Genomic DNA, 11,184 nt, shown 5'->3' with positions numbered 1-11,184 from the left:
GATCTTATTGTTTTATTGTGAAAAGTTTTTATTCCTCAGAGCTGGTAAATTTTATATATGTATCAGCTTTTAATTTCTGTCACTTTATTTTTCTATCGTAAAAAGAGAACCTCTAAAAGAGGTCCCCCTTATTTATCTTACTGTTCCTTCAATAGTCTTTATTCTCTTTTTATTATCTATATCTTCAAATCTTATCAGTAACTGTTCTTTATTTTCAAATGTTGCACAGATATCATTTTCTTCCCGGTGGTACTCACAGCCGTTCCATGCCAAAAATCCTTCTACAAGTATTTTATGATCAAGCTCATATAGACTTATCGCTTTCATTATATTGTTGATAAAACCGGTTGAGTTTACAGGTTCAAAGAAGCTTTCAGGAAGATCACATAATGCAACAAAGGCAACTCCGCCTGAATGTCTACATGGATAGTATCCACAGTTTTTCTCACTTATAGTGCAGGCAATCATTGAGAGAATATATCCTGTAACACTCTCTGTCAAGGGAAGTTTCGGAACAGTCAAAATATCAAAGCCCACATTCTCTCCAAAAGCTTTTGCCTCGTTTACAAGAGTAAGCAAACTCTCATCAAATCCGTTTATATTTTCCCAGCCCCACAGCCAATCATTTGACTGTATAGACTCACTTCCAATAAATTGAATAGGATATATACTGTTACCTATTTTTATTTTTTGTGCAGCAAAATCCACATTCCAGCTCTGTCCCTTTGCAACATACATATCAATCATATCCTGCACATGGAGCATACCGCCAAAGACTGCCGATACAACCTGCCTTAAGTCGGTGCGATCCATCTTATAGTCTGTTTTTAATATATTTACTCTCTCAGTCATAACACCTCTATAATAATATTATTGCGGTCAAAATGATTATAACTTTTTAACAACTTGTTATAAATTATATCAAACAATCTTTTAAGTCAAACCTTCTTGACTATGGTATTATTTAACTACATCAAAGATGTAAATGCAAGTATTAATTTAATACTCTGTACTCTTTCATTACATGATTGTCCTCAAATATAATCGGTTTTGCAGTAAGTCCTTCTGCATCATTGTCATAATATCCCATAAGATAATCATTTACATCCTGTAGATTGTCAAACTCATCTACCTGATATGGCAATTCAAATGCAAGCTTTTCAATAAACAGATATTTATCTCCGTCTTTTACCAAAACTCCGGTATGTCCTATAAACTCCTGAACCTGATTCTTTCCGTCATCCATAGTCATAAATACCGAAATCATATGCATCTTATCATTATCAAATGAAATCTGCTTATCATCCAATGACTTTACTATCTCATTTGCAAGTTCATTTGTATCATGTGTATTATTTACGTCTATATATGAAAATATAGTATCAAACTTTTCCTTATCCTCGCCCTCAAATATCTTTTTTGCATTGATTGCATCAAAATCATTGAACAGCATTGTAGTATCTCCGGGAGTTTTATTGCCTACTTTTATAGAATCTCCCATCAAAGAGTATGATGTTATTCTACAGTTTCTGCCTACAAAACCTTGATTTTTGTTAAGCCATGCATCTATAAGTTTATCTTGGTCAAATGTAGGAAATGCCGCCTCAATGCTTGTCATCTCCTGTACCAGATTTTTACTTCCGACTGCATTGTTATATTCATCTACAGCCTCAAAAAATTTATTTATCTTTTCATCACTTACCCCTGCATTTGCCAGTGCTTTCTTTACTCTTTCTCTGGTCTCATTGTCTACCAGATTTGAATACTTAAGATGAATCTTTGCCTTACTTAAAGCAATGCTTGTTTCTGTGGCATCACCGGTTCTATCTGTAGTGGTACTGTCATTAACTACAGTAGTGCTTTCAGCGGATAATGTACCTTCACCGCCTGCCTTATTTGAACATGCTCCCAAAACAATTGCCAATCCAATTGCAGTTACTAAAAGTTGCTTTTTCATATATCAACCTGCTTTCTTTTTTAGTCGCCTTAGTATATCACTTAAACCGACTTAAAAATATATAGGTTTTTAGATTTATTTTTTAAAATTTAAGTAAAAATTTATTACCTATAATATAAGAAAATAATGTATGACCCTTTTATCTCACTTGGAAAAGTGATATAATGTGACTTTGTTTTTTATAGTTCATTTTTAAAAAGGAAGACATATATATGAAGGTTGGTTTTGATAATCAAATGTATTTGAAAACACAGTCAGAGCATATCAAGGAGAGAATTGCAAGTTTTGGTGACAAGCTCTATCTTGAGTTTGGCGGAAAACTCTTTGACGACTACCATGCATCCAGGGTGCTTCCGGGATTTGAGCCGGACTCAAAACTTAGAATGCTTCTTCAGCTTAAGGATCAGGCTGAAATCATTATTTCAATCTCTGCAATAGATATAGAAAAGAATAAGATTCGTGAAGACCATGGTATTACATATGATGCAGATGTTTTAAGGCTTATAGATGCATTCCGTGGTAAGGGGCTTTTTGTAGGAAGCGTCTGTATTACACAATATTCAGGGCAAAAGAGTGCAGATACATTTAAAGAAAGACTGGAAAACCTTGGAATAAAAGTATTTAGACTCTATCTGATTGACGGATATCCAAGCAATGTGGCACATATAGTCAGTGAAGAGGGCTATGGAAAAAATGACTACATAATTACATCCAGACCGCTTGTGATAGTTACAGCTCCGGGGCCCGGTTCAGGAAAAATGGCAACTTGCCTGTCACAGCTTTATCATGAGAATAAAAGAGGGATTAAAGCCGGATATGCAAAATTTGAAACCTTTCCTATCTGGAATCTGCCTTTAAAACATCCTGTGAATCTGGCTTATGAAGCCGCAACCGCCGACTTAAATGATGTGAACATGATTGACCCGTTCCACTTGGAAGCATATGGCAAAACAACAGTCAACTACAACAGAGATATTGAAATCTATCCCGTACTTATGGCTATATTTGAGGGAATATTCGGTGAATGTCCATACAAGTCACCTACAGATATGGGTGTAAATATGGCAGGAAACTGTATAATTGATGATGAGGTATGCAAAGAAGCCAGTAAGCAGGAAATCATTAGAAGATACTATACTTCTCTTTGCAGATTTGTAAAGGGAGAATGTAAGGCCGGTGAAGTGTATAAGCTTGAACTTATAATGCAACAGGCAAAGACAAGTATTGATGATAGAAAAGTTGTTTCCGCCGCACTCTTAAAAGCTGAAACAACCCACCTTCCGGCAGCTGCAATCGAGCTTGAAAGCGGTGAACTTATTACAGGTAAGACATCAGATCTTCTTGGTGCCGGTGCCGCTCTTATCTTAAATGTACTTAAAGCACTAAGCGGAGTGGATGATGAAATAAAACTTATCTCACCAACTGTTATAGCACCTGTTCAAGAGTTAAAAACCACTTATCTGGGCGGTTCAAACCCAAGACTTCATATAGATGAGGCACTTATTGCACTTTCCATATCTGCCGCAACAGATGAAAATGCAAGAAAAGCCCTACATGCTATTCCGAAACTTAAAGGACTTCAGATGCACTCAAGTGTAATGCTCTCTGATATCGATATTAAAACCATTAATAAACTTGGAATCGGACTCACTACAGAAGCAAAATACGGTAATAAAAAATAATATAAGGGGCTGTCGCAATCGTGACAGCCCCTTATATTCAAATTTTAAAAAAATAAATTTTCAAAATCATCAAAATCTTTTTTTGAATCATCATCTTTTTTTGAATCGTCATCTTTTTCAGATTCTTCTTCAGCTTCTTCTTCATCTACACTTTGCTCATTTAATTCTGAACCGTCAGATATATCCACTTCGGAAAATCCATCATCTGTATCAATCTCAGCCTCTTCCTTGTCCTCATCCTTCTTTTGGCTTAAAGGCATATATTCAAGAGGAGCTTCATCATTTTGATCTTTGTCGGAAATAAGATCTACATTCTTGGTAATATTACTCTTATTCTTCTTTTTGGTAACATTCTTACTTGTTTTTTTAGCCTTCTTTTTATTTGAAGCATTTGAAATAAGCAGTAATATCACAAATACAGCTAATATAATCGCCAGTGCTATTATATTTCTAAGCAATTCATTACTTCTCTCATATTTCTTTTCCAGTATATCATACTCCGCCTTCGATACCCCGGTATCTACATTGGGATCGACAAAATATCTCTGTATTGTACCTTCTTCCATATCATATCTGTAGAAATCTTTTCTTCCGTCAGAGTTCATAGCATATACAACACAGTATCTCTTGTCATTATCACCGGCCCATATCCAACCGCGCAACTTTTTACCGTTTATTACAAGAATACTTTCAATAAATCCCTTAGGTTTTTCAACTTTACTGTCAATCGGCATCACTGTGATACTCTTTGCACCGGTATTTATCTGAGTGTATATAGACCAGGTATCTGAAGCATCATCATATATATAAAAATCACCTGAACCGTCATTGCCTACAAGGTATAAGATATATACATCCTGATTTTTCATCTTACCGGCTTTAACTTCTCTACCTTTATATGTGAAGGTAGATTCCTCAAATCCCTCAGGCAGAATATTCTTATCGAAAGAGTCCGATACCTGATAATCTATACCTCCAATAGTAAGACCGTTGTCGGTAGATACAATATTCATTGCATCTTCACCACCGCTCTTACTCTCAGGAACAACACTTTCTTTTGCAGTTGTTGACTCTTCCAGATTCTTTTTCATTTCACTTTTATTTACATTTATGATATAGCTCTCCACTGCCGAGCCGTCAGGAGATGTTACCTTTACAGCTACCGCATTGACACCTACCACAAGATTGTCATTTCCGGTAATAACAACTTTTGAACCGTTTTGTCTGGGCTTGGCATTGACTGCAATATTTGAAATATTTCCGGCAACATCCATATCATAATTTTTTATATCACTTTTAAAATCCGGATTCAGATTTCCGGGGCTGACTTTCAAAGATGCAAGTGCAGCATCTTTTTTGTTTACAGCCACAGTCTCCTCCTTAGTCTTTTCAACCGTACTCTCGGCAGTTGTATCGGGAGAAGCCTCAGCCTCTTTTATTTTTATTCTGCCGCTACCCTGTGACTGCATTGTAGCCATCTTTGCACCGGTATCATAAACTTCCCATGAGCTTACCACTACAGTAGCATCTCCTGCCGTCTTTGCCTTAAACTTCAAAGAATAGGCTTGACTGCTTGAATCGGTTCCGGTATTTGATGTCACCTTTATACTTCCGGCACCGCCCTGTGCATTGGTGCCGCTGATAAAATCAAGTACACTGTCATCATAGCTTAGCATTATAGTTGCACTGTCTATATTTCCATCACTTGATGAAAGTGTCATTATCAAATTTACTTCATCTCCTACTGTTGCATTCACATCTGCAAAGCTTATACTAATACCCATTGCAAAAGCATTGAATGACAATACTATTGAAAACATCAGGACTAGTAAAAAATAAGGTATGATGATATTTACATTAGGCTTTTTTAAATATTTCATCTTATTTTCCGACATTACTGCATAAAACTATGTAGATACAGTATTACTTTCCTTTCTTTATATTTATGCTGTATTTTTGCTTTGTTCCATTCTTGGCTGTAACGATTATATCAACTGTTGAATTTGAATCCTTTAATTCAATATCTCCGCCACCTGTTACATCAGCACCTGTATCTGAAGGATTTGCCTTGATATTTAACTTAGTTACATTGGAAGGTATTTCCAATGTATATGAGAAATTATCCTTTGCAAAGTCCGGTGTTATATTGTAACCGGTCACACTAAGTGAAGACAATCTGTTGTCAGGATTGCCGTCACCGGCAGGCATTGTTGCCGGTGTATCAGGCATATTCCTGTAAACAGGTATGTAAAATGTAAACACCCCCTTTTTATCCTCTTCAGAGTATGCCCTTGAAAGCATCGCCCCTTCATTCTTTGCACCTTCTATATTTGTCATATACTGATGCTTATATCTGTTTGCTCCAAGTACATTAAACTTCTTAAGATAGAATGAGTTCTGTCCTGCTTTGGCATAATTAGCCCCATAGTACATGGCACCGCCTGTTATAGCTTTAGACTTTGTATTCCAAGGTCTAAGATATGTGTCACCGCTTCCGGCCCATGCCAGTCCTCTGGATGTAGCTGATTGGTTTCCGGACTGATATGCTTCTATATTGAAGAAGTTGTATATACCTCCTGTACCGCTGATAAGCCCTGAGCTTCCCTTAACTCCCTGTTCTTGAATAATCATAGCTGCAAGCACATATGGATTCACACCGGAACTCTTTGCAGCATCCATAATCATATCCACATAGGTATTTCCGTTTGACAGTGCATTTTGATTTTCTGTTTCAGGTGTTGCCGTACTTGATGCATAAATGCTGTCTGAAGAACTCAGACTTTCCTTTATTATATCACCGTTTACCACCCCGGGTCCATGCTCCGTATCGGAAAATTCGCCTTTATTTGAATCGTCTAAAGGTGCGTCTACCTTCACATAATCACCTTTGGTAGTTATATTTTCATCAACAGGTGCATCGACACTTGAATATTCAACATTATTCCTACTTTCTTTATCAGATTTGACAGTACCCGTTTCACTGCTTAATCTGCCGGCTGAAGTTGATTGTTTAACTGCTGAAGTTGACTGTGCTGTAGTTGCTACAGTACTGTTTTCCTTAGCTTCAGTTGCAGAGAGTCTGCTTGATTTGCTCTCCATAAAGGTGCCTCTTAGCATCTTTTCTATACCTGCCTCAGTCTGCTCACCTGTGGAATAACCATGACTTAAAAATTGGAATATATTAGTGGAATCAAGGAAATTTCTGGGATCCATATAGTATCTGATGATACTTTCACCGGCAGCAACCCAGTTATCCGAATCGTATCCGATCCATGTTCCGCTTTCCCATTTATAAGCCCCCTTTTCAGTTGACTTCCATGATGACTTTGCATTCTTTGATACCAGATTCAAGCCTACTTGTGACTCATTTTTTATCACTTCATCCCATGGAATATCTACATCCTGTACCACAAACTTCCAGTTCGGGTATTCCGCATGCAATGCCCTCAGTCTATTCTTATAGCTCTCAGGAAATCCGGCAATCTCCGACTCAAAAGCTCTGTCTGTTTTATAGCCGGTTAAAGACTCGGTCTTTATATAGTTCTTTGCCACATAGCCTTCCTTGTTGACGGACCCGTCATTGAATGCTACCTTATACCAATACATCCCGTCGCCGTTTACTTCATCAAGTACAGTAACATCGGCATCTCTTTGCAATGTTGCAACAGTATTATTTCCTGTACCGGCATTTGATCTTACATTCAAACTGCTCACATCAACGGTTCCTTTTTTAGTTGTAAAGGCATTGATTTCTTTTATAAAAAAATTTCTTCCAATACATGTAACAAGTATTGCACCTAATGTGGTAACAAATACAAACTTATTTAAAAATGTCTTTTTCATTAAACCTTCCAATATAATTTTATCTATTAAGATTATCAGGTCCAAATCCAAATGGCAATAGTTCTTCCAATTTCATTTTTCTTAAATTTGCACCGTCAGACATTAAGATTTCAAACTCTTTCGGATTGCAAAACTCCTGCATCACCTGTCTACACACTCCACATGGAGTGCATATGGTATCAACATCCGCATCTTCAAAGCTTCCGACAACGGCTATTTTACAAAAATCATATATTCCTTCCGATATTGCCTTAAAAAAAGCGGTTCTCTCCGCACAATTGCAAGGTGTATAGGCTGCATTTTCAATATTGCAGCCATGTATTACTTTGCCTGACTTTGTCAAAAGTGCAGCCCCCACTTTAAATTTTGAATAAGGAACATATGCCATCTTTCTTGCCTTTTTAGCCTCTTTTATTAATTCCAAATCCGACATAATTCTCCTAAAACTGAACCAATCCATCTATCGGCCCTGTAAGCAATACCTCATCTGCATATATTACAGGTCCTTTAGCACGGTATTGCTTATTCACCTCAACCTTTATTTTACCCTTTATCTTTACCCAATCTTTGTTTTTGAAATTCTTTGCACCTCTATATTTACATACAAATCCAAGAAACCGGATATCGGCTTCACAACAAGTCATAGCCCTTCTTCCAGTGATAAGTACATCATCACCTATACCTTCGGGTCTTACAACCTGTGCTGTAAACTCTACTTCTTTTGTGTCATACTTTTCTGTTCTGTCCATAATATCTATATAGAAAACACCATAGTCTTCAGGCTTTATTATAAGTTTTTTATCATCCAAATTATAAGGCAGGTTTATACTGAAATCTCCGGTTATCTCACCCTCTTCACCTTCAAATATAATCTCGGCATTAGGTGCCATTGCTTTTATCTGAAGATGATATGTACTTAGAATATCCTCATCAATATTATCTGCTCTATTGCATATAACAAGCTCTGAATTTATCAGCATCTTACCCATATACGCCTTCAAATCCTTGTTCTTTATATAAAGGTCAAGTGTAGAAGTGTCATATATAGTAATCATCTGATTTATAAACCAAATGTCGGGTATCTCAAGCTTATCCTGTTCCCAAAGTCCGTTCCACTCTATAAGTATTCTCTCAGGATTTACCTCCTTGGTAAATCTTTCCATATTTTGTATTGTGAAATCTTTTATATCTTCTATATATTTTATAGTAGTATGAGTAGAGCTAAGCAATTTTTCATCATACTCTTCATCCCCTTCTTCACATACAATCAAGAGAGTATTTCCTTCAGTCTTAAAATACTCCTGCTGCATCGTGAATTTCATAAACTGTGTCTTTCCTGCTTCCAAAAAACCGTTGATAACAAAAACAGGTAATTGCTCCATAATATCTCCATTCAACAAGCACTATACTCTAAAACATTTCTCCAACTCTTCACTCTTTAGTCCGGCACCTATTACACATACCTTACCGGTGTACTCGGCATCACCTCTTCTTATATCATTCTCACCCGGAACCAAATCAAAGTAGAACCAATCATCACTGTCGGCATCCTTTACCATTCCTTTTGCTCTAAGTATGACACCGTACTTTTCTTCATTTGAAAAATCGTTTAAGATACTCTTTAACTTATCTTCACTGATTGCAGGTACCTGTTCCATTCCCCAGCTGTCAAACACATCATCTGCATGATGATGACCATGGTGATGTTCATGTTCACCGTGAAGATGATCATGCTCACAGTGTTCATCATGGTGATGATGATGTTCATGCTCACAATGCTCATCATGGTGATGATGTTCATGCTCACAATGTTCATCATGGTGATGATGATGTTCATGTTCACAATGCTCATCATGGTGATGATGATGTTCATGCTCACAGTGCTCGTCGTGGTGATGATGATGCTCATGCTCTTTTGCCAACTCTTCCAACAGCTCACTCTTTAAGTCTATAGGCTTTGACAACAGTTCTTCTATTTTTTCATCACTTAACTTATCCAGCGGAGTTGTAACAATGATTGCTTCCGGATTTACTTCCTTTATAAGCGCAACTGCTTCTTCAATCTTTTTACTATCTGCAAGATCCGTTCTTGACAGTATGATTGTATTTGCAAACTGAATCTGATTGTTAAAGAACTCACCGAAATTCTTCATATACATTTTACATTTCTTTACATCTACTACAGTTACAGCTGAATTTGATTCTACTTCTAAATCCTTTTCCACATCCGATACCGCCTTTAACACGTCTGAAAGCTTACCTACACCGCTTGGCTCTATTATAACTCTGTTTGGAGCATAATCTTTCAGCAGTTCTCTTAGTGAAGCTTCAAAATCTCCTGCCAAAGAACAGCATATACAGCCTGAGTTCATCTCTTTAATTTCAATTCCGGAATTCTTTAAGAATCCTCCGTCAATACCAATCTCACCGAACTCATTTTCTATTATTATTGTCCTTCCCTTGTCCTTACCATTTTCTACAAGTCTCTTTATAAATGTCGTCTTTCCGGCGCCGAGAAATCCCGAAACCACATCAATCTTTGTATTTGCCATATTTTCTCCTTTATCTCTAAAAAACAAGCCTGACTTAAAATCAAGCTTGCAATATATATTATTACATCTATTTATGTGTGCTTATCCTTACTATGACAAGACCGGCCGCTATACCGATAAGCATTCCGCTTACTACACCTGCAATAAGTAATACCGGCAAGTATGTAAATACTCCATTAGTTCTTACAACAAATGCGGCACATATGATTTGACCTACATTGTGCATTATACCGCCGATTATACTTACTCCTATTGTAGAAAATCCGTTAAACCTACTTGCAATAACCATACAAAGCAGGCTAAGACTTGCACCGCAAACAGAATAAATCATCATGGAAACATTACCGAATGTCATAGCTATAAGTACTATTCTAAGAAATGAAACAACAATAGCTGTCTTAATATCAAACAAGTACAATGCAATGATTACAATTAAATTTGCAAGCCCCAGCTTCATACCGGGTATGCCTAAATTTATAGGTATAAGTGTCTCTATGAAACCCATCACCATTGCAAGTGCTGTCAGCATGCCGACAGTTGCTATTTTATGTATATATGTCGAAGACTCTCTCATTACTTAGCTACTACGGTTGCTATCTTTATATTCACTTCAAGCACTATAAGTCCTGTCATATTTTCAATAGCATTCTTAACTCTTTCCTGAACTTTCTCACTTACTTCAGGAATATTGTAATTGTAGCTTACATTGACAGATAAATCTACACAGACTTTATCATCATTTACTTCTACGCTTACACCTCTCATACTCTTTGCCATCTTACTTCCTGAAAGCTTACCCATAAAATCTCTGGTCATATTTCCGGCCATAGAGTAAACTCCCTCTACTTCTGTCGCCGCAATACCTGCAATAACAGCCACAACTTCATCAGCTATCTTTACCTCACCAAGCTTCTTATTCTCAGTTGCTTCAGTTTTATCTTCTTTCTTTATATCCATTGTATCAGCCATAAAAGCCTCCTTATATTCTATGATTACCAATTATATCAAATATTGTATAAAATTAAAAGAGAGAAGAAATTCAGTAATCCGAATATTTAGCGAGTATTGTTTACTATATATAATCATATAAGAGTCGATAAGTCTGCATTAACAAACTTATTAAAATATGTTAGTATAGATATACGGTATA

At 36.6% G+C, this 11,184-nt stretch carries 10 protein-coding genes; 1 reads left to right on the top strand and 9 read right to left on the bottom strand.

Translation table 11 applies throughout. From position 1 onward, the window contains the following. Positions 1 to 132 precede the first annotated feature (132 nt). A complete protein-coding gene (locus tag HMPREF0381_RS08095; protein WP_008751471.1) occupies positions 133 to 852 on the bottom strand; it encodes a DUF6882 domain-containing protein in 720 nt (239 codons plus the stop codon). A 142-nt stretch (positions 853 to 994) separates the two neighbouring features. Beyond that, positions 995 to 1,957, bottom strand: coding sequence for a DUF4300 family protein (locus tag HMPREF0381_RS08090; protein ID WP_008751470.1), 963 nt, complete (start codon positions 1,955 to 1,957; stop codon positions 995 to 997). Positions 1,958 to 2,169: 212 nt separating this feature from the next. Between HMPREF0381_RS08090 and HMPREF0381_RS08085 the strand changes: the two genes are divergently transcribed. Beyond that, the gene (locus HMPREF0381_RS08085) at positions 2,170 to 3,639 is read left to right on the top strand and encodes a DUF1846 domain-containing protein (protein WP_008751469.1); all 1,470 of its coding nucleotides are present in this window, start codon (positions 2,170 to 2,172) and stop codon (positions 3,637 to 3,639) included. A 44-nt stretch (positions 3,640 to 3,683) separates the two neighbouring features. Here the strand turns inward: HMPREF0381_RS08085 and HMPREF0381_RS08080 are convergent, their stop codons facing one another. The 7 genes from HMPREF0381_RS08080 to HMPREF0381_RS08050 all read right to left on the bottom strand — a co-directional run bounded on the left by HMPREF0381_RS08080 (position 3,684) and on the right by HMPREF0381_RS08050 (position 11,003). Beyond that, positions 3,684 to 5,519 carry a cadherin-like beta sandwich domain-containing protein gene (locus HMPREF0381_RS08080; protein WP_040461797.1) on the bottom strand — a complete coding sequence of 612 codons (1,836 nt, stop codon included), beginning with the start codon at positions 5,517 to 5,519 and terminating at the stop codon, positions 3,684 to 3,686. Between the two features lie 43 nt (positions 5,520 to 5,562). Beyond that, positions 5,563 to 7,482 (bottom strand): SH3 domain-containing protein, encoded by a 1,920-nt coding sequence (locus HMPREF0381_RS08075; protein ID WP_008751467.1) that lies wholly within the window; start codon positions 7,480 to 7,482, stop codon positions 5,563 to 5,565. Positions 7,483 to 7,501: 19 nt separating this feature from the next. After that, the gene (gene cdd / locus HMPREF0381_RS08070; RefSeq protein WP_040461298.1) at positions 7,502 to 7,915 is read right to left on the bottom strand and encodes a cytidine deaminase; all 414 of its coding nucleotides are present in this window, start codon (positions 7,913 to 7,915) and stop codon (positions 7,502 to 7,504) included. A 7-nt stretch (positions 7,916 to 7,922) separates the two neighbouring features. Continuing rightward, positions 7,923 to 8,864 carry a TIGR03943 family putative permease subunit gene (locus HMPREF0381_RS08065; RefSeq protein WP_008751465.1) on the bottom strand — a complete coding sequence of 314 codons (942 nt, stop codon included), beginning with the start codon at positions 8,862 to 8,864 and terminating at the stop codon, positions 7,923 to 7,925. 21 nt (positions 8,865 to 8,885) lie between these two features. After that, positions 8,886 to 10,034 carry a CobW family GTP-binding protein gene (locus HMPREF0381_RS08060; protein ID WP_008751464.1) on the bottom strand — a complete coding sequence of 383 codons (1,149 nt, stop codon included), beginning with the start codon at positions 10,032 to 10,034 and terminating at the stop codon, positions 8,886 to 8,888. Positions 10,035 to 10,101: 67 nt separating this feature from the next. Next, complete coding sequence (locus tag HMPREF0381_RS08055) at positions 10,102 to 10,608, bottom strand: Gx transporter family protein (RefSeq protein WP_008751463.1); 507 nt, start codon at positions 10,606 to 10,608, stop codon at positions 10,102 to 10,104. Beyond that, complete coding sequence (locus HMPREF0381_RS08050) at positions 10,608 to 11,003, bottom strand: Asp23/Gls24 family envelope stress response protein (protein ID WP_040461297.1); 396 nt, start codon at positions 11,001 to 11,003, stop codon at positions 10,608 to 10,610. The genes HMPREF0381_RS08055 and HMPREF0381_RS08050 overlap by 1 nt, the downstream gene beginning before the upstream one ends. Positions 11,004 to 11,184 lie beyond the last annotated feature (181 nt).

This window comes from Lachnoanaerobaculum saburreum DSM 3986 (genome assembly GCF_000185385.1).
GTDB classification, from domain to species: Bacteria; Bacillota; Clostridia; order Lachnospirales; family Lachnospiraceae; genus Lachnoanaerobaculum; species Lachnoanaerobaculum saburreum.
The sequence above is the reverse complement of the archived record's forward strand: the minus strand, read 5'-3'. Positions and strand labels throughout refer to the sequence as shown.

Coding starts and splice junctions, on each gene's coding strand:
- HMPREF0381_RS08075 (WP_008751467.1), bottom strand. CDS start 7,482: ATGAAAAAGACATTTTTAAATAAGTTTGTATTTGTTACCACATTAGGT.
- HMPREF0381_RS08050 (WP_040461297.1), bottom strand. CDS start 11,003: ATGGCTGATACAATGGATATAAAGAAAGAAGATAAAACTGAAGCAACT.
- HMPREF0381_RS08080 (WP_040461797.1), bottom strand. CDS start 5,519: ATGAAATATTTAAAAAAGCCTAATGTAAATATCATCATACCTTATTTT.
- HMPREF0381_RS08065 (WP_008751465.1), bottom strand. CDS start 8,864: ATGGAGCAATTACCTGTTTTTGTTATCAACGGTTTTTTGGAAGCAGGA.
- HMPREF0381_RS08085 (WP_008751469.1), top strand. CDS start 2,170: ATGAAGGTTGGTTTTGATAATCAAATGTATTTGAAAACACAGTCAGAG.
- HMPREF0381_RS08095 (WP_008751471.1), bottom strand. CDS start 852: ATGACTGAGAGAGTAAATATATTAAAAACAGACTATAAGATGGATCGC.
- cdd (WP_040461298.1), bottom strand. CDS start 7,915: ATGTCGGATTTGGAATTAATAAAAGAGGCTAAAAAGGCAAGAAAGATG.
- HMPREF0381_RS08060 (WP_008751464.1), bottom strand. CDS start 10,034: ATGGCAAATACAAAGATTGATGTGGTTTCGGGATTTCTCGGCGCCGGA.
- HMPREF0381_RS08055 (WP_008751463.1), bottom strand. CDS start 10,608: ATGAGAGAGTCTTCGACATATATACATAAAATAGCAACTGTCGGCATG.
- HMPREF0381_RS08090 (WP_008751470.1), bottom strand. CDS start 1,957: ATGAAAAAGCAACTTTTAGTAACTGCAATTGGATTGGCAATTGTTTTG.